Raw genomic sequence first — 25,093 nt, 5'->3', positions numbered from 1 at the left:
AGTTCCGTCACCGCAGGCTGGGGTCCCGAGCGGGACATGTACACCGAGCACGCCCGTCCCGGACGGGCGGTCCTGAACTCGGTGACCGACAACCCCAGGTACGGGGACGAGACGAGCTTCCTCGCTGTCGAAGACGTTTCCACCGGCCGGCGGCAGACGGACGGCGACGTGGCTCTCGAACCCGGTCGGACCTACGAGGCGTCCATCTTCTTCCGGAACGACGCGGCCCCCGGCACGCGGGCCGGGGCGAGTACGGGGACGAGGGCCCGTGCTCAACTGCCGGCAACGGTGCGGGGCCGTGAGCGGATTTCCGGCCTGCTCCGATCCGACAGCGCGGCCGTACCGATCGTATGGAAGTCACTGGTGCTCACGACACCGGCGGATCAGCCGGTTGCCATCCGTATCGTTCCCCACTCCTCGGCGATGTTCACGAAAGCAACCCCTGCGGGTCTGAAACTTCCCGCCGAGGAACTCTTCTCGGAAGCGGGCACCCTCGTCGGCTGTTCCACCAGAAACGGAATTGTCACCGGCGAGGAGACGTGTGAGGGGTATGTGCGGTTCAGATTTGTCGCCGACCAGCCGAACTTCGTGGTGAGCCAGACGGTGACGCCTGCCGGATCGGACCGTCATGACAGCGGGCTACGGTTCGAGGCCGAGGCTCGCGTGACATACACGATCCAGTACCGGAACACCGGGACCACACAGCAGGACGACGTGGTGCTGAAAGAGGAGCTGCCGGACGGCTTCCGTTACGTCCGCGGCAGTACGAGCATCTACCTGAGCACCACCGGCGGCAAGTGGAAGAAGACCACCGACGGTGTCACCCGGAGCGGCATCGACGTCGGCTCCTACGCCCCGGGAGCCGACGTGTACATCAGATTCACCGCGCTGCTCCCTGACCGGAACAGCCTGAAATGCGGGCTCACCAGCACGACGAGCACGGCATCCGCCATAACCCCCAATGGAATGAAGAGCACCCCTTCAGTACTCCTCGTCGAGAAGAAATGTGCGTGAATCTGCATGACCGATGAGGCCACAGAGCCCGCGGCAGCCTCAAAATGGAGAAATCTGCCGGATCACCTGAATCTTGCCATCGCTGTCGTCAGTCTCGTTGTGGCCCTGGTGGCATTCTGGGTTCCGATCAGCATGGACCAGAAGGCCCAGAAGCGCGAGCGCTCGCGGACCTGCGTCGAAGCGGTTGTCGACCTGCGCTCCGCTCTCACGAGCCTCGAAGTCGGCTATCAGGTGGCCCCGCGCCAGAAAGCGGACCGCCTGGCCGACTGGGCTGCCGGCGGGGCGGAGATCGAACGAGTCCAGGTTTCATGCATGAACGTTCCGCTGTCGTCCGCCGGAAGCGTGGAGGAGTCGAAGCCACTGTGGGAGCAGTACGACACGGAACGAAACACCGCTCGGGAGAAGAAGCCACCGCTCGACGTGCTCACAGCGATACGTGCGTGGACCATCGCGGTGATCTCCGACCTCACCCGGTGATCTCCGACCTCACCCGGCAGTGAGGCAGTGCAGGGCCAGAGCGTCGGCGAAGTGGTCGTGCACCACGCTCAGGAGCCGTACGACCCAGTCGCGCATCTCGGCGTAGCCGCCGTGCTCCGGGTCGCCGGATGCAGCAGCGGCTCACGCACCGCCCGGGTCTCGTGCAGGGCGAGCAACTGCGCGGTGTACTGCCCCTGCACGCCGACTCCGATGAGGTCGGGATGCTCCGCGGAGACACCGAGTTGGTCGCGCGGGCCGAGACGCTCGGCGCACAGGTAGGTGAACGCGCTTCCCCGGCCGCACAGTTCGGCCGGCGGCGGCTCGCTGTCATCGGTCACCCGCAGGTGGAGCGCCTGTTCGTCGGGGACCGTGAAGCGGTGCGCACTCGGCTCCCGAGTGGCGTCGCCGCCGATCAGGATCTCGATGGTGGAGTCGGGGGCGTCCGGATGCAGCACCTCGTGCGCTTCGCCCAGGGCGAGCCCGTAGGGACCGTTCAGCTGTACCACGCGGCCGGCCGGCGCTTCCGCGAGCTGACGGACCAGCAGCAGGCTCTGAATGGTGGTGCTCTTCCCCGTGCCGTTGAGTCCGGTGAGCACGGTGAGGGGGCGCAGGAGGAAGCGCGCGTCGGTGAAGCGTTTGAAGTGCCGGACGCGCAGGGAGGTGATCACTTCCCTGCCTCCGCGATCTCGGCGGTGGCGTCGAACCGGTACATCACCCGGCGGACGTCACCCGTGGAGGATGTGATGGCTTCCAGGTATCGGTAGTCGTGCGTCATCCGCTCGCGTGCCAGGGCGACGATCTCCTCGCGGCGCCGCTCCAGGTCCGTGGCGTCGTGCTTGGCAAGGGTGATCGACCAGGTCTCGAAGAGAGCCCGGTTGATCGGGTTCCGGCCGGACGACTCGAGCGGCCACTTGCGGAACGCCTGGTCTCCATGGCCGCGGCCGAGGCGACGGCTCCGACCCGTCCGCACCCCGGTACCGGGTCGGCGGCGGCGAACCTCACCCTCGGTCCCCTCGCCGCCGTCGTCGACCGCACCAGGGACGCCGTGCACGGGGCCGTGCGCAAGCACGGTTGACCGGCCGTCGCCAAGGGGGTCCCGGGACGGCGAGGCGTCACGGGCCGTGATCGACGGCCTGTCCCGTCCGCCCGCTGACACCGCGGGTGAGGCGGCGGGACCCATGGGGCCGAGCGGCCCCCCGCGGGAGGACATACAGCACCTGCCGTGCTGTTTCGTGGCATCGGAGGCTGGAGGCGCAGCGGAGCGAACAGAAGTGAACAGCCCTTGAGGAGCTTGTGATGAAGGCAGCAGTGGTCCGGTCGTTCGGCGAGCCGTTGGTGATCGAGGAGCGGCCGGACCCGCAGCCCGGCCCCGGTCAGGTCCGCATTCGTCTCGAAGCCTCCGGACTGTGCCACACCGACATCCACGCCGCGCACGGGGACTGGCCGGTCAAGCCGAAGCCGCCGTTCGTCCCCGGTCACGAGGGCGTCGGCATCGTCGAGGCGCTCGGTGAGGGCGTGACGCATCTGGCCGTCGGGCAGCGGGTGGCCGTGCCGTGGCTCGGCTGGGCCTGCGGGCGCTGCGAGCACTGCCTGTCCGGCTGGGAGACGCTGTGCGAGCAGCAGATCAACACCGGCTACGGCCGCGACGGCGGGTACGCCGAGAAGATGCTGGCCCCCGCCGACTTCGCGTCCCTCGTTCCCGACGGCATCGACCCGCGTGACGCCGCCCCGCTGACCTGCGCCGGCGTGACCACGTACAAGGCGCTGAAGGTCGCGGGGGTGCGGCCGGCCCAGCTGGTGGCGATCTCCGGCGTCGGCGGACTCGGTCACCTGGCCGTGCAGTACGCGAAGATCGCCGGGGCGACGGTCGCCGCGATCGACGTCACCGACGACAAGCTCGAACTCGCCCGGGAACTCGGCGCCGACATCCTGATCGACGCCCGCAAGGAGGACCCCGCCGAGGTGCTGAAGCGGCACGGCGGTGCGCACGCCGCCGTCGCGCTCGCGGTGAACGAGGCCGCGTTCGCCGCCGTCTACGGCGGACTGCGCCGCGGCGGCAAGCTGGTCATGGTCGCCCTGCCGGCCGGCGGCACCATCCAGGTCCCGATCTTCGACACCGTGCTCAACGGCACCTCCGTCATCGGTTCCATCGTCGGCACCCGCCAGGACCTCGACGAGGTGTTCCAGCTGCACGCCGCCGGGCGGACGAAGGTCATCTACGAGACCAGGCCGCTGGAGTCGGTCAACGAGTCCATAGCGGACGTCCTGGACGGCCGGGTGAAGGCGCGTATCGTCTTCGAGATGTGACCCTCCCTGCCCGAGTCCACGCGAGGCGGCGCCGGAGCTTCCCAGCCGGCGCCGCTCGCGCGTGCCGGACCCGCGGGGACTGCCGGGGCGTCCGCCCCGCTGTGTGAAAGGTGCTGAGATGGGCGAGCCGCGCGGCGCGGACCGGCATCACCCGGCGGTGGTGGCGCACCGCCTGAAGCGGGCGGAGGACGTCCAGCTGCGCGTCGCCGACGCCATCACCCGGTTCGCCGGTTCGATGCCGTTCGTCTACGTGCACGCGGTCGGCTTCGCCGTGTGGATGCTGTTCCTCGAAGGAAGCCCCTGGCCCTCGCTGACCCTGGTGGTGTCGCTGGAGGCCATCTTCCTGTCCACGTTCGTCATGATCGGGCAGAACCGGCAGGCCGCGTTCCAGCAGATGAAGGCCGACCACGACTTCGTCGAGCAGGAACTGGAGCTGAAGACCAACACCGAGCTGACCCGCGCGATCCACGCCATGACGCAGGAACTGCACCGCCGCCTCCTGGAGGAGCAGCAGGACGAGGACCCCGTCGTGCGTTGACCGACGCAGCCGGTGACCACTCCCGCCCCCAGTGTCTGCGGTTGCGGTCACGGGTGCGCGGATGTATGGGCGTACGGGGGTACTCGTTCCTTCACGACGGGGGCCGTTCGGGGCCGCCGCCGGGAAGGTGCGGGAGATGCGTTCCGTCGTCGACTGGCTCACCGGGCTGCCGGGGCCCTTGGTCTATGCCGTGGTCTCGGCGCTCGTGTTCGCCGAGGACGCCCTGTTCTTCGGGTTCGTGCTGCCGGGCGAGACCGCCGTGATCGTCGGCGGGGTGCTGGCCGGCCGGGGCGTCGTCGACCTGCGGCTGCTGATGGCCGTGGTGGTGTTCGCGGCGGTCGCCGGGGACAGCGTGGGGTACGAGGTCGGGCGTCGCCTCGGGCCCCCCGTTCTGCACAGCAGGCCGCTGCGGCGGCGCGCCCGGCACGTGGACCACGCGCGGGAGCTGGTGCGGCGGCGCGGTCCGGCCGCCGTGTTCATCGGCCGGTTCGTCGCCCTGCTGCGGTCCCTGGTGCCGGCCACGGCCGGTGTCGCCGGCCTGCCGTACCGCCGTTTCCTGCTCTACAACGCCCTCGGCGGGCTGGTCTGGAGCGTCGGCAACGCCCTCCTCGGCTACGGCGCGGGCGCCGCCTACGAGCGGGCGGAGCGCCTGGTCGGAGGCACCTTCGCCCTGTTGGCGGCGGTGGCCGTCGTCGTGGCTCTCGTCGTCTGGCGGGTCCGCCGCCGGCGCCGGGACCAGGACGGGGACGAGGAGGGGGAGGGCCGGGCGGACGATCGTCACCGGCCCGCCGACGGGACGGCCTGACCACCCCGAGGGTCCGGACCGGCTTCGCCGGTCAGGCCGACCGCTTGCGGGGCGCGGCCTTCTTCGCCGCCGTCTTCTTGGCGCCGCCCTTGGCCGAGGCGGACCGGGCGGCCGTCTTCTCGGCGGTGCTCCTGGCCGCCGCCGTCTTCTTCGTGCCCCGCGCCGACTTCGCCGGGGTCTCCTTGGCCGCCGCGGTCTTCTTCGCCGCGGACGTCGACTTCTTGCCGCCGGTCTCCTTCGGGGTGGCGCGCGTCGCCTCGCGGGCCGACAGGCGCGTGACCTCCGCGTCCGCCTCCTCCTCGGTCTCCGCTCCGGTCTCCGCTCCGGTCTCCGCTCCGGTCTCCGTGCCGGCCTCCCCTCCGGCCTCCCCTCCGGTCTCCGTGCCGGCCTTCTCCTGCGGCTCGCCCCGCGACTCCTTCGCCGCCTTGACGCTCTTCTCCAGCGCCGCCATCAGGTCCAGGACCTTGCCGCCCGCGGCCGGTCGCGGGGCCTCCGGCGGAGCCTCGCCGGCCGCCTTCGCGGCGACGACCTCCTCCACCGCCTCGCGGTACTCGTCGTGCAGGTCCTCCAGGTCGATCTCGCCGAGGGTGTCCATCAGGGCGTCCGCGAGGTCGAGTTCCTTGTCGTTCACCGTGACCTTCGCGTCGGGGGCGACGCCCTCGGGGGCGCGGACCTCGTCCGGCCACAGCAGGCCGTGCATGGCGATCGCGTCCCCCACCACCCGGAGCATGCCCAGGCGCTCCTTGCCGCGCAGCGCGAACTTGGCGACGGCGACCTTGTTGCTGCGCTTGAGCGCCTCACGCAGCAGGGTGTACGGCTTCGCGGCCTGGGCACCGCCCGCCGCCAGGTAGTACGCCGCGTCCATCTGGAGCGGGTCGATGCGGTCCCCGGGGACGAAGGCCACGATCTCGATCGTCTTCGCCGTGGGGATCGGCAGGTGGGCCAGGTCCTCGTCCGTGATCGGGACGACCGAGCCGTCCGCGTCCTCGTAGGCCTTGCCGATCTCCGACTGGGTGACCTCGCGGTCCTCCAGTTCGCAGACCTTGCGGTAGCGGATGCGGCCGCCGTCCTCGGTGTGGATCTGGCGGAAGGAGATCGAGTGGTGCTCGGTGGCGTTCACCAGCTTGATCGGGATGCTGACCAGACCGAAGGAGATGGCGCCGTTCCAGATGGATCTCACGTGCAGCATCCTTTCGGTCGTCATGCACCATTGGTCACCAATTGCGTGAGATTCTCATCGTATGACGCCTATCACCGAGGTGGAGGGGAGACGGGTCGCGCTCAGCAACCTGGAGAAGGTGCTGTACCCCGCGACCGGCTTCACCAAGGGCGAGATGCTGCACTACTACGCCACCACCGCCGACGTCCTGCTCCCCCATCTGCGTGATCGGCCCGTCTCCTTCCTGAGGTATCCCGACGGGCCGGACGGGCAGCTCTTCTTCGCCAAGAACGTGCCGCCGGGTACCCCCGGCTGGGTCACCACCGCCGAGGTGCCGCGGTCGGAGGGACCGGTACGGATGGTGCTGGTGCAGGATCTGGCGAGCCTGATGTGGGCCGCGAACCTCGTCACCGAGTTCCACACCCACCAGTGGCCCGTCGGCACGCCGGGGGTGGCCGACCGGATCGTCTTCGACCTCGACCCCGGGGCGCCCGCCGACGTCGTCCAGTGCTGCGAGGTCGCGCTGTGGCTGCGGGAGCGGCTGGCGGCGGACGGGATCGAGGCCCTCGCCAAGACCTCCGGATCGAAGGGGCTGCACCTGCTCGCGGCGGTCGCGCCGGCCCCTTCGGAACAGGTGAGCGACTACGCCAGACGGCTCGCCGTCGAGGCCGAGCGCGCCATGCCCCGGCTCGTGGTGCACCGGATGACGCGGAGCCTGCGACCCGGCAAGGTGTTCGTCGACTGGAGCCAGAACGCCGCCCGCAAGACCACCGCGGCCCCCTACACGCTGCGGGCCCGGCCCGAGCCGACCGTGTCCGCGCCCGTGACCTGGCGCGAGGTCGAGGACTGCGGCGCGCCCGCACAGCTGACCTTCCGGGCGCCGGACATCGCACCCCGCGTACAGGACTACGGCGACCTGCTCGCCCCGCTGCTGGAGCCGGAGCGCGCGGGCAGCCTGCCCTGAGGCGCAGCGCGCGCCCGGCCGCCGGGTCAGCGCCCGGTCACACCCGCGTCCACGTGTGCCGGTCGCGGGCCATCGCGTGCAGGGCCTCCACGTCGGCCGGCTTGAGGATGCCGCCCAGGCGGGCCAGTTCCTCGATGTCCGCGTCCGTGACGACGCGGACCCCCCGGAGGGGGACGGGGACCGAGACCTCGGCGGGGCCGGCCAGGGCGAGGACGGGGCGGACCTCGGCGGTCAGGGCGTAGGAGGCACGGCCCGCGTCGGCGCGCACCCGGCGCAGCAGCGGCCGGGGCTCGCGGCGGCCCACGGCCACCGTCGGGTCGGCGACCGTCACCCGCTGCTTGCGGGCGGGCAGCGTGCGCACGGCGAACAGGCCGCCGGGGCCGATCGCGAGGTGGTGGATGCGGTCGCCGCCCGGCAGCGGGATCGAGTGCAGGGCGTGCCAGCCCGCGCCGTCCAGCCGGTCCAGGGCCTCGCCCACCGCCTGCTCGGCCGCGAGCGCCTTGCGGCGGGGGTCGGGGCGGAACCGGTGCGGGGGGCCGGGGTCACGGTCCAGGTCGACCAGGAGCGCCTCGCCGGGGCGGTTGGGTGCCAGGTCGTCGTCCGGGTGGAGGGACAGCCGGGCCAGCTCGGCCGGGGTCGGCACCGGGGGCGGGCCGACCGTCACCGAACCGGTGAGGAAGGGGCCCAGGACCTCCAGGACGTCCTGTCTCCGGTCGTCGGCGAGCAGGTTGACCCGGGCCGCCTCCCGGTCGTACCAGGCGATGTTCCGGCCGTCCTGGAGGCAGACGTAGAGACGTTCCTGGCCGTGTCGCCAGGTCGGTATGACGCGCAGTCCGCTCATGCTCATCACCCCTCGACCATGGGAACAGGCGGGGTGCTCCAGGGGCAAGAACCCGGTTACCTTGGAGAGGCGCTGGAGGCATGTTACGGACGGGCATGTTGGGGAGGCGTTGTTGCGCAGCAGCAGGAAGCAACCCGACGTACCGGCTCCGGACGCTCCGTGGAACGAGATCGTGCCCGGTCTGTGGATGGGCGGGCACGAGTTCAGGGGGCGTTCCGGGCAGGTGGAGTTCGCCGTCGTGCGGGACGACTTCGACCTGGTGCAGACCCTGCTGCGGCTGCCGGGGCACGGGCCCGATCCGGGCGTGGAGCACCATGTGTGGCCGATTCCGGACGGCCCGCTGGACGGCACCCAGCTCGCGGGCGTGATGCGCCTGGCGCAGGCGGCGGGCGACGCGCTGGAGGAGGGCCGGAAGATCCTCGTCCGCTGCTTCCACGGGTACAACCGCTCGGGGCTGGTCGTCGCGCACGCCCTGGTACGGCGCGGGGCTTCCACGGACGAGGCGATCCGGCTGATCCGGGACCGCCGTTCGCCGTGGGCGTTGCACAACGACCTCTTCGTCGAGTACCTGCGCGCCGGGCTGGCGACGGCGCGGCTGCTGGAGGAACTCACCGAGTGACGGGCCGACCGCCCCCGCACCGAACCCGGTCCCCAGCCCGTCACGGACCGGCGCGCTCCTATGGCCCAGCGTGACGGGCGACCGGATCGCTCCCCTCCTAATGTGGCGATCAGTCAGCTTCCATCCACATCCACGGAGGTATCGCCATGTCCCTGCGTTCCCCCCTCGCGCGTCTGGCCATAGCCGCTGCCGCCGGCGCCCTCGTCACGTCGGCCGTCGCCACCCCCGCCCTCGCCGACGACTGGGGCCAGGACGACGGCCAGAGCAGCGGCCAGTACGAGGGCCAGTACGAGGACCAGAGCGGCGGCCAGTACGACGGCGGCCGGCACGACCGGTTCGCCCGGGGCGTGGTGACCGCGAGCACGCTGCTGCTGCGCAGCGCGCCGAACCGCGGCAGCCAGGTCATCCGCGTGGCCCACCGGGGCGAACACGTGTCGATCTTCTGCAAGACCACGGGCGAGAGCGTCCAGGGCGACCGGCTCTGGTACCTCCTCCCCGACGGGACGTGGGCCTGGGGGGCGGCGCGCTTCATCGACGTGATCGGGGCCCCACCACGCTGGTGCTGAGTCCCGGAGATCACAAGAGGCACTATTTGGGTAGGTTCCGGACATGATCAACGCCGGAACGACCGTGAAGCGGACGGATGATCCCGCCCCCGCGGTGCACCTCCCCCGGCGCCGTGGCATCGAGCTCGCCCTCATCGTCGTCGCCGTACTGCTGTCCGTGTGCGGCTACTGCGGTGTCGGGCTCGCCAGGCACGGCGCCGTCCCGCCCGGCGCCGCCGGTTACGGCGCCGGGCTCGGCGTGCTCGCGCTGCTGGCGCATCTCGCGGTGCGGCTGCGCGCCCCGTACGCCGACCCGCTGCCGCTGCCGATCGGCGTGCTGCTCAACGGCCTCGGGCTGGTCCTGATCTACCGGCTCGACCTGGAGACCCCGGGCGGGCCGGCGGCCCCCGCCCAGCTCGTGTGGTCCGCGCTGGGCGTGGCCCTGTTCACCGTGACCGTCCTGCTGCTGCGCGACCACCGCCTCCTGCAGCGCCACGCCCGCGGCTGCGTGGTCGCCGCGCTGCTGCTGCTCACGCTGCCGATCCTGTTCCCGCCGGTCAACGGCGCCCGGATCTGGATCCGGGTCGCCGGGTTCTCCATCCAGCCGGGCGAGTTCGCGAAGGTGCTGCTGGCGGTGTTCTTCGCCGCGTACCTGGCCTCGGACCAGGGCGGGCCGGCGTTCGCGGGCCGCCGCGTCTGGCGGCTGCGGCTGCCCACCGGCCGGGCCCTCGGCCCGATCCTCACCGTCTGGCTGGTGAGCGTCGGCGTGCTGGTCCTGGAGCGCGACCTGGGCACGTCGCTGCTGTTCTTCGGCCTGTTCGTGGTCCTGCTGTACGTGGTCACCGGCCGCACCGGCTGGATCGCGGTCGGCCTGCTGCTGGCCGCCCTGGGCGCCGTGGCCGTCGGCATGCTGGAGCCGCACGTGCACGACAGGGTCGAGGACTGGCTGCACCCGTTCGCCTCCATCGAGGCTGGCCGGGGCCCCGGCCAGCTCGCGCAGTCGCTGTTCGCCTTCGCCGCGGGCGGCGTCCTCGGCACCGGACTGGGGCTCGGCCACTCCGTCCTGGTCGGTTTCGCCGTCAAGTCGGACTTCATCCTGGCGACCGCGGGCGAGGAGCTGGGCCTGGCGGGCCTGTCCGCGATCTTCATCCTGTACGGCCTGCTCGTGGAGCGCGGCTACCGGGCCGCCCTCGCCACCCCGGACGCCTTCGGCCGGCTCCTCGCGGTGGGTGTCTCCTCGATCATCGCCCTCCAGGTGTTCGTGATCGCCGGCGGGGTGACGGGCCTGATCCCGCTGACCGGCATGGCCATGCCGTTCCTCGCGCAGGGCGGCTCGTCGGTCGTCACCAACTGGGCGATGGCGGCACTGCTGATCCGGCTGAGCGACTCGGCCCGGCGCCCCCGCGAACCGCAGGCGGCGCCGTGACCCGCCACATCCGCCACGCCGCCCTCTTCTGCGCCCTGCTGCTGGTGGCGCTGCTGGTCAACGCCGCCCGCGTCCAGCTCGTCCAGGCCCCCTCCTACGACGGCAACCCGGCCGACCGCCGCCCGACGATCGCCCGCTACGGCCAGCCGCGCGGCGACATCCTGGTCGGCGGCGAGGCGGTCACCGGCTCCCGCGACTCCGGCGAGCAGCTCCGCTACGAACGCACGTACACCAACGGCCCGTTGTACGCGCCCGTCACCGGGTTCGCCTCGCAGAGGTACGGCACGACGCTGCTGGAGCACACCGAGGACGGCGTCCTGTCCGGCACCGATCCGCTGCTCGCGCCGCTGCCGCTGTGGAGCGACCTGACGCGCGCCCGCAGCCAGGGCGGGCACGTCGTCACCACCCTCGTCCCGGCCGCGCAGCAGGCGGCGTACGAGGGGCTCGCCGGGCGCAAGGGCGCGGTGGCGGCGATCGAGCCGGCGACGGGCCGGGTGCTGGCGCTGGTGTCGTCCCCGTCGTACGACCCCGCGGTGCTGTCCGGGAACGCGGCGTCGACGGCGCGGGCGTGGGCGCGGCTGAACGCCGATCCGGACAAGCCGCTGCTGAACCGGGCGGTCCGGCAGACGTATCCGCCGGGTTCGACGTTCAAGGTGGTCACCGCCGCCGCCGCGCTGGACGCGGGCGTGGCCGTGGACCTCGACGCGCCGACCCGCTCGCCGGACCCGTACACCCTGCCGGGCACCTCGACCTCGCTGACCAACGAGTCCGACGGCTGCGCGGACGCCTCGCTGCGGAAGGCGTTCGTACGGTCGTGCAACACGGTGTTCGCCAAGCTGGGGGTGGACGTGGGCCGGGCCGCCATGGCACGGACGGCGTCGGCCTTCGGCTTCGACGACCCGGCGCTGCGCATCCCCTTCTCCGTGTCGCCGAGCACCTTCGACACCTCGGTGGACCGGGCGCAGCTGGCACTGTCGTCGATCGGCCAGTACAACACGCGGGCCACACCGCTGCAGATGGCGATGGTCGCGGCGGCCGTCGCGAACGGGGGGCTGGTGCGGCCGCCGTACCTGGTGCGGCGGACCACGACGCACGACGGCGGCCTGGTGTCCCAGACCGCCCCGCGGCCCGCCCGCCGGGCGATGCGGCCGACGACGGCCGCCCGGCTGAGGGAGCTGATGGAGGACGTCGTGGCCGGGGGCACGGGCCGGAACGCGGCCGTCCCCGGCGCGGTCGTCGGCGGCAAGACCGGCACCGCCCAGCACGGTCTCGGCAACGCCGGGACGCCGTACGCCTGGTTCGTCTCCTGGGCCCGGGGTGAGCGGGACCCGGAGGCGAGGGTGGCGGTCGCGGTGGTCGTGGAGGACGCGTCGGCGAGGCGGCGGGAGATCACCGGGGGCGGGATGGCGGCGCCGATCGCCCGCGCGGTGACCGAAGCGGTACTGCACTCCCGCCCGGACCAGCTCTAGGGGCACCCGGTACGCCACCCCGGGCCGTGCGAATGCGCTGGCCGGGCGAGGGGTCCGTGCGGGAGGCTGCACGCGTGATCGAGCGAGAGGCCGCCGTTCGGGCTGTCGAGGACCAGTTGGAGCGCGACTACCAGCAGTGGCGGGCCGCGGACGTGCACGCGATGCGGATGGCCGTGGTCGACGTCGAGGAGCACGAGCTGGTGTGGATCGTCTCCTGGACCTCCGAGGAGTTCGTACGCACCCGGAACCCTGCGTTCATGCTGGCAGGCAACGGGCCGTACCTGGTCGACCGTGTCGACGGCGGACTGCACCGGATCGGCGTCGTCTCCGCGAAGACCGGGGAGTGGGAGGCCGACCATCGAGCCCGGATACGTGGGCTGCCGGTGCGCACCGCGGTGGACGATCTGCACGACGCGCTCGGCGAAGTCGCCGCCGCGCGCGGACGCATGCACGCCGTGCGGACGCTGCGCCAGAGGCTGCCCGTGCTCTCGCCCGCGGAGGCCATCGAATACGTCGGCGCTCTGCTGGACGGTGAGGCACCCGCACGTCTCGTGGCCGTCGCCACCGAAGAGCTCGTGGAGCCTCTCGACCCGGTATTCGCGGTGACGACGATTCTGAGCGCGGCGGAAATCCCTCACAGACCCGAGGGGTGACCGAAAGAAGCCGGTCGGCAAGCCGATCGCGCACCCGGTCCCGTTCCTGCCACGACGAAACGGCCCGGCCGCGTTCTAGCCGGACGCTCCGGGCAGTGCCTCCCGGCGGTGCAGCCACTCGGGCGGGACGCCGTCGGCGCCGGTCCGGGCGGCGACGACGCCTCCGGTGATGGCGCACGTGGTGTCGACGTCGCCGAAGCCCTCGGCGGTGGTCCACAGGGCGGCGGTCAGGTCGTCCGGGTGGCGGGCGGCGGACCAGAGGGCGAACGGCACGGTGTCGTCGGCGCGGACGCGCTGTCCGTTGCCGAGCAGGTCGGAGGCCTTCCAGGGCTCGGTGGCGAAGGGCAGCCGGGCGGCGCGCAGCAGCCCGTCCCGCACCGCGCTGTCCGGGGTGAGCGCGGCGACGGCCGCCACGGTCAGTTCGTGCCGTGCCGACAGCGCCGCCGCCACGGCCACGGCCACCGCCCCGGCGACGCCCTCCGGGTGGGCGTGGGTGACCTCGGCGGACAGGACCGCCTGCTCGACGACGCGCGGGAGGCTGTCGTGGAACCAGGCGCCGAGGGGCGCCACCCGCATCGCGGCGCCGTTGCCCAGGCTGCCCTCACCGCCGAACAGCCCGCGCGCCAGCTCCGGCCAGCGGTCCGGCTCCTTCAGCAGCCGGGGCAGCAGCTCGTGCATGCCGTGGCCGTAACCGCGGGCCGGATCGGCGTCGTAGCCGAGCGCGAAGGCCAGGGCGAGGTCCCGCTGCCGGATCTCGCCGTGCTCGTCGAGGACCCGCAGGACGCCCAGCGCCATCGCCGTGTCGTCGGTCCAGTGCCACCGGGGTTCCGGGGGGGTGCGCCGGGCGCGGACCTCCTCGTAGGCCTGGCGCGGGTCGCGGAAGAGGGGGAACCAGCGCTCGCCGAACGCGTCGCCGAGGGACAGGCCCTCCAGGCTGCGGCGGGCGGCGGCACGGTGCGTCGGCGTCATCCGGTCAGCCTCCCACGGCCGCCGTCAGCCCTCGGCTCCGGCCTCGATCGTCTCCTCCACCTCCGCCACGCGTTCCCGTTCCTCCGCCGCGAACCGCTCGGCGTCCAGCCGCTCCGCGATCTCCTCGTCCTGGGCCATCAGCAGATCCAGGTTGGAGTCGCCCATCTCGAACACGCCCATGTCGACGTACGCCTGCTGGAGCCGCTTCCCCCACAGCCCGATGTCCTTCACGCACGGCACGATCCGGGAGAACAACAGCTGCCGGAACAGCGCGAGGAACTCGGACCGCTCGCTGTACTCCTCCGCCTCACTCCGCGGAATGCCGAAGTTCTCCAGGACCTCCACGCCCCGCAGCCGGTCCCGCATCAGGTAGCAGCCCTCGATGACGAACTCCTCCCGTTCCCGGAGTTCGGCGTCGCTCAACTGCCGGTAGCAGTCGCGCAGCGCCATGCGGCCGAAGGCGACGTGCCGGGCCTCGTCCTGCATGACGTAGGCGAGGATCTGCTTGGGCAGCGGCTTGTCCGTGGTGTCCCTGATCATGCCGAAGGCGGCCAGCGCGAGCCCCTCGATCAGCACCTGCATGCCCAGGTAGGGCATGTCCCAGCGGGAGTCCCGCAGGGTGTCCTCGAGCAGCGACCGCAAGTTGTCGTTGATCGGGTAGAGCATGCCGATCTTCTCGTGCAGGAAGCGGCCGTAGACCTCGGCGTGCCGGGCCTCGTCCATGGTCTGGGTCGCCGAGTAGAACTTGGCGTCCAGGTCGGGCACGGACTCCACGATCCGCGCGGCGCACACCATCGCGCCCTGCTCACCGTGCAGGAACTGGCTGAACTGCCAGGACGCGTAGTGCTTGCGCAGCTCGCCCTTCTCCCGCTCGGTGAACTTCGACCAGTATCTGGTGCCGTACAGGGTCATCGCCTCGTCCGGCGTGCCCAGCGGATCGCAGGGATCGACCTCCAGGTCCCAGTCGATCCGCCGCTGCCCGTCCCACTGCTTGTCCTTGCCCTTCTGGTACAGGGCGAGCAGGCGGTCACGGCCGTCGTCGTACTCCCAGCTGAATCGGGCCGCGCCGCTCGCCGGCACCTGCCAGAGGGAGTCTCCGGGGTCCTTGGCGTACAGCTCGTATGTCGGCATGTCTCGCAGGCTCACACGCGGTAGACGCGGGGTCAACAAGTCGCGCGCGGGGGATTGACGAGCTTGCTGACAGGCAGTCTCATAAGAAGCGATGTGACCGCCGGTAACGAAGCGAGGAACGATGACGACCCTGACGGAAGCCGACGCGCTCGAAGGACTGCGCGACGCGCTCGGGCTGCTCAAGGACCGGGAGCAGGTGGCCGAGCGGCTGCTCGCCTCTTCCGCCAAGCACTCCTTCGACCCGGACAAGGAGCTGGACTGGGACGCGCCCTTCGAGGAGGGCAAGTGGTTCTGGCCGCCGGAGCTGGTGTCGCTGTACGACACGCCGATGTGGAAGCGGATGGGCGAGGAACAGCGCATCCTGCTCTCCCAGCACGAGGCCGCGTCCCTGGCCTCGCTCGGCATCTGGTTCGAGCTGATCCTCATGCAGCTCCTGGTCCGGCACATCTACGACAAGTCGGCCACGAGCGCCCACGTCCGCTACGCCCTCACCGAGATCGAGGACGAGTGCCGGCACTCGAAGATGTTCGCCCGCCTGATCTCGCACGGCGACACCCCCTGGTACCCGGTGAGCCGGACGCACCAGCACCTGGGCCGCCTGTTCAAGACGGTCTCCACCACGCCCGGCTCCTTCACCGCCACCCTCCTCGGCGAGGAGGTCCTGGACTGGATGCAGCGCCTGACCTTCCCGGACGAGCGCGTCCAGACCCTCATCCGGGGCGTCACCCGCATCCACGTCGTGGAGGAGGCCCGCCACGTCCGCTACGCCCGCGAGGAACTGCGCCGCCAGATGGTGACCGCCCCGCGCTGGTCGCAGGAGTTCACCCGCGTCACCTCCGGCGAGTTCGCCCGCGTCTTCTCCGTCGCCTTCATCAACCCCGACGTCTACACGAACGTGGGCCTGGACAAGCGCGAGGCCATGGCACAGGTGAAGGCCAGCGCCCACCGCCGCGAGGTCATGCAGACCGGCGCGAAGCGCCTGACGGACTTCCTGGACGACATCGGCGTCCTGCGCGGCGTGGGCCGCCGCCTGTGGAAGTCGTCGGGCCTGCTGGCGTAGCAAGCCACCCACACCGGCAAGCAGCGTCCGAACCATCGCGGACCCGCGCCCGAGCGGAGGCGCCACCCGCAGCCGCCCACAGCGATCAACCGCGCCCGAGCGGGCGCGCGACCCGCAGCCGCCCACGGCGGTGAACCGCGCCCGAGCGGGCGCGCGACCCGCGGCCGCGTACGGCGGGAAGGGGACGGGGCGGGGGTGTTCGCCCGCAGCGGTTGGCGCGTCAGCCCCAGCACCTCTCGAACGCCCGATTCCGCGCCGTTCCGAGGACGGACACCCCCGCCCCGGCCCCGACCCACCCCCCACCACCCGCGCTGCACGCGCCCCCACCGACCCGCCACAGGCGCCGCAGGCACCCCACCACGCACCGGCACCGCGCGCCCCCACCGACCCACCACGCACCCGCACCGAACCGCGACCGCGCACCCCGCACCCCGCACCCCCACCGAACCGCCACAGGCCGCCGCAGGCACCCCGCGCCATGCCGCCGCAGGCACAACGCACCCCCGCCGAACCGCGCAAGCCACCGCAGCCGCCCCCCGCCCCCCGCCCCCCGCCCCCCGAAACCGCGCAGGCCGCCGCAGGCACCCACCACCCGGACGTCCGGTTACGCTGCGGTCCATGACCCCCTCGGCCCCCACCCCCGCCTACCGCCGCCTCAGCGTCGAGGAACGCCGCAGCCAGCTCCTGGAGGCCGCGCTGAGTCTCTTCGCGCACCGCGCCCCCGAGGACGTGTCCCTGGACGACGTGGCGGAGGCGGCCGGGGTGTCACGGCCCCTGGTGTACCGCTACTTCCCCGGCGGCAAGCAGCAGCTGTACGAGGCCGCGCTCAGGTCGGCCGCCGACGAACTCCGGGAGTGCTTCGACGAGCCCCGCGAGGGCCCGCTCCTGCCCCGTCTCGCCCGGGCCCTCGACCGCTACCTCACCTTCGTCGACCAGCACGACGCCGGCTTCAGCGCGCTGCTCCAGGGCGGCAGCGTCGTCTCGACGTCCCGCACCACCGCCATCGTGGACGGCGTACGCCGGGCCGCCGCCGAGCACATCCTGAGCCACCTGGACGTCACCGACCCCGGCCCGCGACTGCGCATGACGGTCCGGATGTGGATCACCGCGGTCGAGGCGGCCTCCCTGATCTGGCTGGACGAGGACAAGCAGCCGCCCGTCGACGAACTGCGCGACTGGCTCGTCGAGCAGTTCGCCGCGGTCCTGACGGTCACCGCGTCCCGGGACGCGCAGACCGCGGCGCTGGTGCGGACCCTGGCCGGGGATGTCTGACACTGGTCGCGTGAAGAGCGAAGACACCCCCTTCGAGGGCGGCCCGATGGACGGCCGCGTGCTGCCCGTGCTGGTGGGCCCCACCGGGCACCCGCCCAAGACGTACCGCATCCCGGTCCCGGACCCCGACGGCGGCCCGCCCACCGTGCTGGTCTACCGCCGCGTCCCCCGGGGCCACAGCAAGCGGCTGGGCCTGACCCTGGGCTGGAAGTACGAGTACGCCCCCGGTCACCGGGCAGGACTGAAGTGGCCGTGGTCGAAACCGGCCCCCGCGCGAGACACCACGCCGGACGCCACCCCCGACGACACCGACGGGTGACGCGCTTGCGCCGATGCGCGCACACCCGGCGCGCGGACCCGCCGCACACGTCCGAAGCTCGCGATGCGGGGTGGAGGGGCCACCCCACCCCGGAGGTGATGACGTGTCAGGAAGGCTTCTGCGCCTGGTGTGCACGGCGGCGACGGCGGTCGGCACGGCCCTCGCACCGCTGCCCGCCACGGCCACGCCCGCGCCCACGCCCGCGCCCGAACCCGGCGACCGCACCGTCGCCGAACTGCTGACGGACCTTCAAGCCCGCTACCGGCAGGCCGAGCAGGCCACCGAGACCTACAACGCCACCGCCGAGCAGCTGCGCAGACAGCGCGCCGAGGTGGTCCGCCTGGACGGCGCACTGGCCCGGGCCCGCCTCCGCCTGCACGACAGCCGGGGCGCGGCGGGCCGTCTCGCCCGGCAGGAGTACCAGGACAGCACGGACATCTCCCCCTACGTACGGCTGCTGCTGGCCCGCGACCCGCAGCACGCCCTGGACCAGGGCCATGTGATCGGCCGGCTGGCGCGGGAGCGCGCCGAGACGGTGGGCCGCCTCACCGGCACCGAGAAGAAGGCCGACGACCTGGCCCGCAAGGCCCGCAAGGCCCTCGACGACCAGCTCACCCTCGCCGCGCGGCAGCAGAAGCAGCGCGACGCCGTACGCGCGAAACTCCACGACGTGGAGCGGGCCATCGCCTCCCTCACTCCCGAACAGCTCGGCGACCTGCGCGACTTGGAGGCAGAGAACGTCGACGAGGCGCAACGGCACCTCACGGCGTCCGGGGCGCTGGGCCCCGAGCGCGACGCCTCGCCGGAGGGCGACCGGGCCCTGCGCTACGCCACCGAGCAGCTGGGGAAGCCGTACGAGTGGGGCGCCCAGGGACCGGAGTCGTACGACTGCTCGGGCCTGACCGCGCAGGCCTGGGCACAGGCAGGCCGGCCCATCCCCCGGACCAGCCAGGAGCAGTGGGCGCGGCTGCCGAGGGTCCCGTTGACGGAGCTGCGCCCCGGCGACCTGGTGGTCTACTTCCCCGAGGCGACGCACGTGGCGATGTACCTGGGGGACGGGAAGGTGATCGAGGCCCCGCGGACCGGCGAGCGGGTCGAGGTCTCGCCGGTCGCGTCGTACCCGATCCTCGGCGCCGTACGCCCGGACGGCGATCAGGCCCCTGCCCGAACTCCTGCCCGAAACCAGGACCAGGTCCCCGATCAGGCCCCCGATCAGGCCCCGGTGACCGAGGCGAGGTAGGCCTCCGTCTTCTCCGGATCGTAGAAGAAGTTCTCGAAGTCGGCCGGGTTGTTGAACCCGTTGGCGAACCGGTCGGCGACCGGCTGGAGCTGCCCGGCGGCGCCGATCAGGTTCAGCACGTGCTCCGGCGGCGGCGCGAGCATCGTGTTGGTCCACTTGACGACGTGCTGGACGGTGTCCCAGTACCGGTCGAACGTGGCCTGCATCCACTCCTCGTCGAACGGCTTGTCCCCGTGCTCGATGATCGAGGCGAGGTAGGCGGCCGCGCACTTGGAGGCGGAGTTGGAGCCCTGCCCGGTGATCGGGTCGTTGGCGACGACGACGTCCGCGACGCCGAGGACCAGCCCGCCGCCGGGCAGCCGGCCGACGGGGTGGCGGACGGTGGGCGCGTAGCGGCCGGCGAGGGTGCCGCCGGCGTCGGTCAGCTCGACCTTGGTGGCCCGCGCGTACTCCCAGGGCAGGAACTTCTCCATGAGTTCCAGGGTCAGGGAGAGGTGCTCGGCCGGGTCCTTGACGCCGTTGAAGACGTCGAGCGGGCCGCCGGGTATGCCTTCCCAGAACAGGATGTCCGCGCGGCCGGACGTGGTGAGGGTCGGCATGACGAACATCTCGCCGACGCCGGGCACCAGGTTGCAACGGACGGCGTCGTAGTCCGGGTGTTCCGGACGCGGGCCGAGCCCGTGGACGTAGGCCACCGCCAGCGCGCGCTGCGGCTCGCTGTAGGGGGAGCGCGAGGCGTCCCGGCCGAACATCTGCACCAGCTCGCCCTTGCCGGCCGAGATCAGCACCAGGTCGTAGGCGCGGGAGAAGTAGTCGAGGTCGCCGACCGCCGCGCCGTGGATCACGAGCTGGCCGCCGCGCTGCGCGAACGTCTCCATCCAGCCGGACATCTTCACCCGCTGGTCCACCGACTGCGCGTACCCGTCGAGCTTGCCCACCCAGTCGATCGCGCGCTGGGACGGTCCGGGCTCGAAGGAGCCCGGGGCCGCCACCGAGACGCCGAGTCCTTCGATCTTCGGGGCCTGGGACTCCCAGAAGTTCAGCTGGAGATCGCGCTCGTGCTGCAGTGCCGTGTGGAACATGCACTGCGTCGACATGACCCGGCCGGTGCGGATCTCGTCCGCCGTCCGGTTCGACATCAGGGTGACCTCGTACCCGTGGGACTGCAGTCCGAGGGCGAGCTGGAGTCCGGACTGACCGGCTCCGACGACGAGTATCTTCCGCATACGGGTGGGCTCTCCTAGGTACGACGGAGGGACGACTGGCTACGGCTGGGTACGACTGGCTACGACCAGGAACGCTGACTACGGCGGTGGAAGGACCGGGTACGACGGAGGAACGCCGGACGGCACTAGGCGGGCGTTTCCTCCAGGGCGTGGGCCACGAGGGACAGCAGGGTCTCGATCACCGATATCCGGCGCCGCGCGTCCATGATCATGACAGGTATGTGCGCGGGGACGCTGAGTGCCTCCCGCACGTCCTCCGGCTCGAACTGCTCGCTGCCGTCGAAGTGGTTGACCGCGACGACGTACGGCAGTCCGCAGCTCTCGAAGTAGTCCAGCGCCGGGAAGCAGTCCTTCAGCCGACGGGTGTCGGCCAGGACGACGGCGCCGATCGCGCCGCGCACCAGGTCGTCCCACATGAACCAGAACCGCTGCTGGCCCGGCGTGCCGAACAGGTAGAGCACCAGGTCGTCGTCGAGCGTGATGCGGCCGAAGTCCATGGCCACGGTGGTGGTCAGCTTGCCGGGCGTGGCGGTGAGGTCGTCGTGCTCCTCGCTCGCCTCGGTCATCAGCGCCTCGGTCTGCAGGGGCGTGATCTCGGAGGCGGTGGTGACCAGCGTGGTCTTGCCCACGCCGAAGCCACCGGCCACGACTATCTTCGTGGCGATCGGTGCACGGGTGCGGTCCGTCTGCCAGGATTTCAGGTCCTCGTCCGGTTCGGCGAGGGGGGAGACGCCATGGGCGGCGTCAGAGACGGCGGAGTCCACTCAGCACCCTTTCCAGCAGAGCGCGGTCCGGACGGCCCGTGCCGTGACCGGTTCCCGTGCCGTACACGCGGATCTTTCCCTGGTCCGCGAGGTCGCTGAGGAGCACGCGGACCACGCCGAGCGGCATCTTCAGCAGCGCGGCGATCTCGGCCACCGTGCGCATGCGGCGGCACAGTTCGACGATGGCCCGCATCTCCGGCATGACCCGGGTGGTGAGGGAACCGTTCGTCAGCTCCTTGCGCTCCTCCGGAGCCTCCAGCGCCGCCACGAACGTCTCCACGAGGAGGACGTGGCCGAAGCGGGTGCGGCCGCCGGTGAGCGAGTAGGGACGGACGCGGGCGGGCTTGCGGTCGCCGCCGCGGACCGGCAGGTGCTGCTTGCTGTTCTCCGGCGCACTGGTCATCGGGGGCTCCCCGCGGACTGCGACTCCAGGGATTTGCGCAGCTCGCTGCGGAGTTCGGGCGTCAGCACGTGGCCGGCGCGGCCGACGAACAGGGCCATGTGGTAGGCCACCACGCTCATGTCGCTGTCCGCCGAGCCGTGCACGCCGAGCAGGGAGCCGTCGCTGATCGACATCACGAACAGGCTGCCCTCGTCCATCGCGACCATGGTGTGCTTCACGCCGCCGAAGTCCATGAGCTTGGCGGTGCCGACGGTGAGGCTGCCGATGCCGGAGACGACGGTGGCCAGGTCGGCGGCCGAGCCACGGGGTCCGCCGGACGTGTCGGCCTGCGTCTGCCGGGCCTCCTCGTTGCGTCCGGGGTCCGAGGAGAGCAGCAGCAGACCGTCGGAGGAGACCACCGCGACCGACTGGATGCCCGGCACCTCCTCGACGAGGTTGGTCAGCAGCCAGTGCAGGTTACGGGCCTCACTGCTCAGTCCGAAGGTACTGGGCGCGGTCAACTGCTTGCCTCCTCGACTGTGCCCCCCGTGGCTTGTTCGGGTGTGGGTTCCGCTGTCTCCGGCGTCCGGTTCCGGCCGGTCCGTTCAGCGATCTCCGCCGTCACGTCGCGGTATCCGGCCTCCGCCCCCCGACGGAAGCCGCCGAGCCTGCGGCGCAGGGCTTCGGCGTCGACGGAACCGCTCCGGGGGCGTGGAACCTCGGCGGGTGCGGTGATCTTCGGGGTCCGCTTGGGCAGACCCTTGTCGGTGACGGGCTCTTCGTCCGCGGTACGGGTGTGTTCCGCCGCGGCGTCGCCCTCCCCGGGTGCGGGCCGGCCGGCGTCCACGGCTCCGCTCGTGCCGTCCTCGCCGTCGGGGGCGGGCGGCTGCTGCGGGCCTTCACCGGCGGACGCGGGGTGGGTGTGGGTCGGGGGCTCCTCCTCGGGCGGCGCCGGGAGCAGGAGCTCCATCGTGGTCTCCGCGGGCCGCTCACGAACCGCTTCCGGCCCCTCGGCGGCGCCGGCGTTCCCCGCGCCGGCGCCGGTACCGGCGCCGGTACCGGCCGCTCGCGAGGCCGCTTCCGCGCGCTGTGCCCCGGCCTCTCCCGCGGTCTCTCCCGCGGTCTCTCCCGCGGTCTCTCCCGCGGCAGCCCGCGCGACCGGGTCCGCGCTCTCGTGCGCGGGCCCTTCCGCGGGCCCTTCCGCGGTCTCTTCCGGCCCGTCGGGCACGTCCGTCACGTTCGGCGCATCCGGCGCGGGCCGCTCCCCGCGTACGGCCTCGTCCGCGTCGCCCCGCTCGCGCACCGCCTTCTCCGCCAGCGCCACCAGCGGGTCGCCGGAGTCGGAACGGCTGTGCAGCACGTTGGAGTTGGCCTCGGCGTCGGCACCGGGCAGGGAGAAGGATGCGGCGGAGCCCGGTGCGGGCGAGGCGGACGCCGGCACGGCGGCCGACGGCGCGGCCGCCAGCAGCGAGGTGGGCAGGACCACGACCGCGGCGACGCCGGCCTGCTTCTGGTCGCGCAACTGGACGCGCACGCCGTGCCGGTGGGCGAGGCGGGCGACGACGTAGAGGCCCAGGCCGAGGCCGTCCTCGCCCTCCTGGTCGTAGGGCGACTCCGGGTCGAACTCGGCGAGGCGGGCGTTGAGGCGGGTCATCCGCTCGGGGGTCATGCCGATGCCCTCGTCCTGGACGGAGAGCATGACCTCGCCGTTCTCCAGGAGCCAGCCGGAGACCTCGACGGGCAGGTCGGGCGGGGTGGACGCGGTGGCGTTCTCCAGGAGTTCGGCCAGCAGGTGGGACAGGTCGTCGGCGGCGAATCCGGCCACGTGCGCGTGCGGCGGCAGCGCGGCGATGCGGACGCGCTCGTAGCGCTCGATCTCGCTGACCGCGGCACGGACGACGTCGACGAGCGGCACCGGACCGGCGTGCTGCTGGACGTGCTCGGTGCCGGCGAGGACGAGGAGGTTCTCGCTGTGCCGGCGCATGACCGTGGCGAAGTGGTCGAGCTTGAACAGGGTGGAGAGGCGGTCGGGGTCCTGCTCCCGCTCCTCCAGGCCCTCGATGACGGCGAGTTGTCGTTCGACCAGGCCGAGCGTGCGCAGGGCGAGGTTGACGAAGGTGCCGCCGATGCTGTCCCGCAGCCGCCCCAGCTGGGCGGTGGAGTCGGCGAGTTCGGTACGCAGCTCCTCGCGGGCGTCCGCCATCTTCTGCCGCTGGCCGACCAGGTGCTTGCGGTCGGCCTCCAGGGTGGCGATGCGCTCGTGGAGGGCGACGGCGTGCGCGTGCAGGGCGTTGACGGAGCGGACGACCTGGGCGAACTCGTCGTTCCGGCCGGTGAACTTGACGGGTTCCTCGGCGGTCGGGTCCTCGGCCTGCGCGAGCCGGGCCGAACCGAGGCGCAGCACGGCGAGCGGGCGGGTCAGCGTGCGGGCCATGGCGGTGGCGACGCCGACGGCGAGCAGCATGAGGGCGCCGAGGACGGCGATGCGGATCTCCAGCGCGGTGACGTCGTCGTCGCGCAGCTGGGCGAGGTCCTTGGTGCGGCGTTCGTACAGGGCGGACTCCACCCCGCGCATCGCGTCGATGCGGGCGGACAGCGCGGCGTCGAGCTTCCCGGTGCCGGTGCCGAGTTCGGAGTCGGACAGCGTCGGCTGGTCGGTGAGGGAGGCGAGGTACTTCTCCGCGGAGTTCACCTCGGGACCGGTGACGGTGGAGTCGTACGACGTCCGGGCGGCCTTGGCCGCGCTCTCGCGGAAGCCGGCGAGGGCGGCGTCGGAGCGCAGGCGGGCCTGGACCGCGGCGGCGGTCAGGGCGTCGCGCTGCTTGGCGTCGGCGGACGTGGACGTGGTGGTCGTCGTGGGCAGGCCGGTGACCGGGCTGATGACGGTCTGAGAGGTGGTGGGCACGTTCAGCGCCGCCAGCAGCAGCCCGCGGGTGGCGGCGGCCTGCTGTACGGCGGAGTCGAGCTCGGCGAGGGCGTACGCGCCCGATCCGGCGCGCGGCGGCATCTGCTCGGCCAGCCGCTCCGCGAGCCGGTGCAGCTCGGTGACGGCGCCGGAGTAGGCGTCGTGCGCCTCCAGGGCGCTGCTCTTGCCGGTGAGCGCGGCCCGGCGCAGGGCGGCTATGCCGTCGAGGTCGCCGCGCAGCGAGGCGGGGACGTCCGGGTCGGCGCGCAGTTCCTCGACCTGCCGGTCGACACGGGCGCTGCGCTGCTCGGTGGGCGCCTTGGTCCTGGGCCGCCCGGCGGCGATGTACGACGTCACCTCGTCCCGCTCGTCGGCGAGGGCGTGGGCGAGGGCGAGGGCGTCCTGGGTCTGCTCGGCGAGGGTCACCAGGTCCTGGGAGTCCTTCAGCTGAGCGGAGGCGGCCAGGACGGCGGGGGCGCCGGCCCCGGCTATGGCGGCCGCCACGACCGCCACGGCGACGATGAGCCGGTTGCGCACGTGGGTGCGCCGGCCCTTTCCGGTGACGGTGTCGGGAGTGCCGGGCGTGCGCTCCGCGCCCGCTGCGGGGTCCGTCTGCTTGCCTGTGCGACGAGGCCGCGTCTTCTGCACCGGTGCTCGCATTCCTGACTCGTGTTACCCATGGGCCCGGGTGACGTTGCGTCAGCATGTGCCGACTGCGCGTGTGCCCGGTACGGTCCCCGACCCTCCCAGTGCCGGTGGGCGGTGGCCGCGCATCACCTGACCCGCCACCCGAAGGAGTGAACATCGGGTGGGAGTTGGCGGGCAAGTTCCTCTGACCGTTGCACCGGTCCTGTGCGGCGGGCCGGTTGGACGTCTGCGGCGGGCAGTGGCAATATTTGCCGCCACGCATTCCCGGAGCGGCGAATTCCCCCGCAAATCAGACGCCTGACCTGCGAGGGGGTGTCGGCCCTGCGGCGATTGCCAGCCTTTCATGAACCTCGTGAAAGG

At 72.3% G+C, this 25,093-nt stretch carries 26 protein-coding genes; 15 read left to right on the top strand and 11 right to left on the bottom strand.

Features of this window, described 5'->3' with window-relative positions; genetic code table 11:
• The first annotated feature begins 36 nt into the window (after positions 1-36).
• A complete protein-coding gene (locus VKA29_RS15480) occupies positions 37-1,014 on the top strand; it encodes a hypothetical protein (RefSeq protein WP_324786156.1) in 978 nt (325 codons plus the stop codon).
• A gap of 6 nt (positions 1,015-1,020) precedes the next feature.
• Positions 1,021-1,491 carry a hypothetical protein gene (locus VKA29_RS15475; RefSeq protein WP_324786155.1) on the top strand — a complete coding sequence of 157 codons (471 nt, stop codon included), beginning with the start codon at positions 1,021-1,023 and terminating at the stop codon, positions 1,489-1,491.
• A 68-nt stretch (positions 1,492-1,559) separates the two neighbouring features.
• Here VKA29_RS15475 and VKA29_RS15470 read toward each other — a convergent pair whose 3' ends face one another.
• Both VKA29_RS15470 and VKA29_RS15465 read right to left on the bottom strand, forming a co-directional pair.
• On the bottom strand, positions 1,560-2,159 hold the full coding sequence (locus VKA29_RS15470) for a hypothetical protein (protein WP_324786153.1): 600 nt from the start codon (positions 2,157-2,159) through the stop codon (positions 1,560-1,562).
• Positions 2,156-2,461: a hypothetical protein gene (locus tag VKA29_RS15465; RefSeq protein ID WP_324786282.1), complete on the bottom strand. Its 306-nt coding sequence runs from the start codon at positions 2,459-2,461 to the stop codon at positions 2,156-2,158. The genes VKA29_RS15470 and VKA29_RS15465 overlap by 4 nt, the downstream gene beginning before the upstream one ends.
• Positions 2,462-2,787: 326 nt before the next feature.
• Between VKA29_RS15465 and VKA29_RS15455 the strand changes: the two genes are divergently transcribed.
• The 3 genes from VKA29_RS15455 (at position 2,788) to VKA29_RS15445 (ending at position 5,141) form a co-directional block, all read left to right on the top strand.
• Positions 2,788-3,798 carry a zinc-dependent alcohol dehydrogenase gene (locus VKA29_RS15455; RefSeq protein ID WP_324786152.1) on the top strand — a complete coding sequence of 337 codons (1,011 nt, stop codon included), beginning with the start codon at positions 2,788-2,790 and terminating at the stop codon, positions 3,796-3,798.
• 118 nt (positions 3,799-3,916) lie between these two features.
• Complete coding sequence (locus VKA29_RS15450) at positions 3,917-4,336, top strand: DUF1003 domain-containing protein (RefSeq protein WP_324786150.1); 420 nt, start codon at positions 3,917-3,919, stop codon at positions 4,334-4,336.
• Positions 4,337-4,472: 136 nt separating this feature from the next.
• A complete protein-coding gene (locus tag VKA29_RS15445; RefSeq protein ID WP_324786149.1) occupies positions 4,473-5,141 on the top strand; it encodes a DedA family protein in 669 nt (222 codons plus the stop codon).
• Between the two features lie 31 nt (positions 5,142-5,172).
• Here VKA29_RS15445 and VKA29_RS15440 read toward each other — a convergent pair whose 3' ends face one another.
• Positions 5,173-6,330 (bottom strand): Ku protein, encoded by a 1,158-nt coding sequence (locus VKA29_RS15440; RefSeq protein WP_324786274.1) that lies wholly within the window; start codon positions 6,328-6,330, stop codon positions 5,173-5,175.
• A gap of 52 nt (positions 6,331-6,382) precedes the next feature.
• Here VKA29_RS15440 and ligD point away from each other — a divergent pair, with 52 nt between their 5' ends.
• Entirely contained in the window at positions 6,383-7,264 is an 882-nt protein-coding gene (gene ligD / locus VKA29_RS15435) for a non-homologous end-joining DNA ligase (protein ID WP_324786148.1), read from the top strand.
• A gap of 37 nt (positions 7,265-7,301) precedes the next feature.
• Here ligD and VKA29_RS15430 read toward each other — a convergent pair whose 3' ends face one another.
• On the bottom strand, positions 7,302-8,105 hold the full coding sequence (locus VKA29_RS15430; protein WP_324786147.1) for a nuclease-related domain-containing protein: 804 nt from the start codon (positions 8,103-8,105) through the stop codon (positions 7,302-7,304).
• A 112-nt stretch (positions 8,106-8,217) separates the two neighbouring features.
• Between VKA29_RS15430 and VKA29_RS15425 the strand changes: the two genes are divergently transcribed.
• From VKA29_RS15425 to VKA29_RS15405, 5 genes are all read left to right on the top strand, one after another.
• Positions 8,218-8,724 (top strand): protein-tyrosine phosphatase family protein, encoded by a 507-nt coding sequence (locus tag VKA29_RS15425; RefSeq protein WP_324786146.1) that lies wholly within the window; start codon positions 8,218-8,220, stop codon positions 8,722-8,724.
• Positions 8,725-8,870: 146 nt separating this feature from the next.
• A complete protein-coding gene (locus VKA29_RS15420; protein WP_324786145.1) occupies positions 8,871-9,290 on the top strand; it encodes an SH3 domain-containing protein in 420 nt (139 codons plus the stop codon).
• Positions 9,291-9,333: 43 nt separating this feature from the next.
• Positions 9,334-10,695: an FtsW/RodA/SpoVE family cell cycle protein gene (locus VKA29_RS15415; RefSeq protein ID WP_324786144.1), complete on the top strand. Its 1,362-nt coding sequence runs from the start codon at positions 9,334-9,336 to the stop codon at positions 10,693-10,695.
• Entirely contained in the window at positions 10,692-12,164 is a 1,473-nt protein-coding gene (locus VKA29_RS15410; RefSeq protein WP_324786143.1) for a penicillin-binding transpeptidase domain-containing protein, read from the top strand. The genes VKA29_RS15415 and VKA29_RS15410 overlap by 4 nt, the downstream gene beginning before the upstream one ends.
• A gap of 74 nt (positions 12,165-12,238) precedes the next feature.
• Positions 12,239-12,817 carry a YrhB domain-containing protein gene (locus tag VKA29_RS15405; protein WP_324786142.1) on the top strand — a complete coding sequence of 193 codons (579 nt, stop codon included), beginning with the start codon at positions 12,239-12,241 and terminating at the stop codon, positions 12,815-12,817.
• 75 nt (positions 12,818-12,892) lie between these two features.
• On the opposite strand, the gene VKA29_RS15400 is transcribed toward VKA29_RS15405, so the two are convergent.
• Positions 12,893-13,786: an ADP-ribosylglycohydrolase family protein gene (locus tag VKA29_RS15400; RefSeq protein ID WP_324786141.1), complete on the bottom strand. Its 894-nt coding sequence runs from the start codon at positions 13,784-13,786 to the stop codon at positions 12,893-12,895.
• Positions 13,787-13,810: 24 nt separating this feature from the next.
• On the bottom strand, positions 13,811-14,917 hold the full coding sequence (locus tag VKA29_RS15395; protein ID WP_324786140.1) for a ferritin-like domain-containing protein: 1,107 nt from the start codon (positions 14,915-14,917) through the stop codon (positions 13,811-13,813).
• Positions 14,918-15,038: 121 nt separating this feature from the next.
• On the opposite strand from VKA29_RS15395, the gene VKA29_RS15390 reads away from it, so the two are divergent.
• From VKA29_RS15390 to VKA29_RS15375, 4 genes are all read left to right on the top strand, one after another.
• Complete coding sequence (locus VKA29_RS15390; protein WP_324786139.1) at positions 15,039-15,977, top strand: diiron oxygenase; 939 nt, start codon at positions 15,039-15,041, stop codon at positions 15,975-15,977.
• Positions 15,978-16,595: 618 nt separating this feature from the next.
• Complete coding sequence (locus VKA29_RS15385) at positions 16,596-17,249, top strand: TetR/AcrR family transcriptional regulator (RefSeq protein ID WP_324786138.1); 654 nt, start codon at positions 16,596-16,598, stop codon at positions 17,247-17,249.
• A 10-nt stretch (positions 17,250-17,259) separates the two neighbouring features.
• Complete coding sequence (locus tag VKA29_RS15380; RefSeq protein ID WP_324786137.1) at positions 17,260-17,568, top strand: hypothetical protein; 309 nt, start codon at positions 17,260-17,262, stop codon at positions 17,566-17,568.
• A 103-nt stretch (positions 17,569-17,671) separates the two neighbouring features.
• The gene (locus VKA29_RS15375) at positions 17,672-18,808 is read left to right on the top strand and encodes a C40 family peptidase (RefSeq protein ID WP_324786136.1); all 1,137 of its coding nucleotides are present in this window, start codon (positions 17,672-17,674) and stop codon (positions 18,806-18,808) included.
• Here the strand turns inward: VKA29_RS15375 and VKA29_RS15370 are convergent.
• The 5 genes from VKA29_RS15370 to VKA29_RS15350 all read right to left on the bottom strand — a co-directional run bounded on the left by VKA29_RS15370 (position 18,781) and on the right by VKA29_RS15350 (position 24,745).
• Positions 18,781-20,034 carry a styrene monooxygenase/indole monooxygenase family protein gene (locus tag VKA29_RS15370; protein ID WP_324786135.1) on the bottom strand — a complete coding sequence of 418 codons (1,254 nt, stop codon included), beginning with the start codon at positions 20,032-20,034 and terminating at the stop codon, positions 18,781-18,783. The genes VKA29_RS15375 and VKA29_RS15370 overlap by 28 nt on opposite strands.
• Before the next feature lie 125 nt (positions 20,035-20,159).
• Entirely contained in the window at positions 20,160-20,798 is a 639-nt protein-coding gene (locus VKA29_RS15365; RefSeq protein WP_324786134.1) for an ATP/GTP-binding protein, read from the bottom strand.
• Entirely contained in the window at positions 20,779-21,201 is a 423-nt protein-coding gene (locus VKA29_RS15360) for a DUF742 domain-containing protein (protein WP_324786132.1), read from the bottom strand. Before VKA29_RS15360 ends, VKA29_RS15365 begins: the two co-directional genes overlap by 20 nt.
• Positions 21,198-21,701, bottom strand: coding sequence for a roadblock/LC7 domain-containing protein (locus VKA29_RS15355; RefSeq protein WP_324786131.1), 504 nt, complete (start codon positions 21,699-21,701; stop codon positions 21,198-21,200). Before VKA29_RS15355 ends, VKA29_RS15360 begins: the two co-directional genes overlap by 4 nt.
• On the bottom strand, positions 21,698-24,745 hold the full coding sequence (locus VKA29_RS15350) for a nitrate- and nitrite sensing domain-containing protein (protein WP_324786129.1): 3,048 nt from the start codon (positions 24,743-24,745) through the stop codon (positions 21,698-21,700). Before VKA29_RS15350 ends, VKA29_RS15355 begins: the two co-directional genes overlap by 4 nt.
• Positions 24,746-25,093 lie beyond the last annotated feature (348 nt).

Source organism: Streptomyces sp. H51, from assembly GCF_035656535.1.
Classification (GTDB): domain Bacteria; phylum Actinomycetota; class Actinomycetes; order Streptomycetales; family Streptomycetaceae; genus Streptomyces.
Note: the sequence above shows the minus strand (reverse complement) of the source record. Positions and strands in the feature narration are given on the sequence as shown.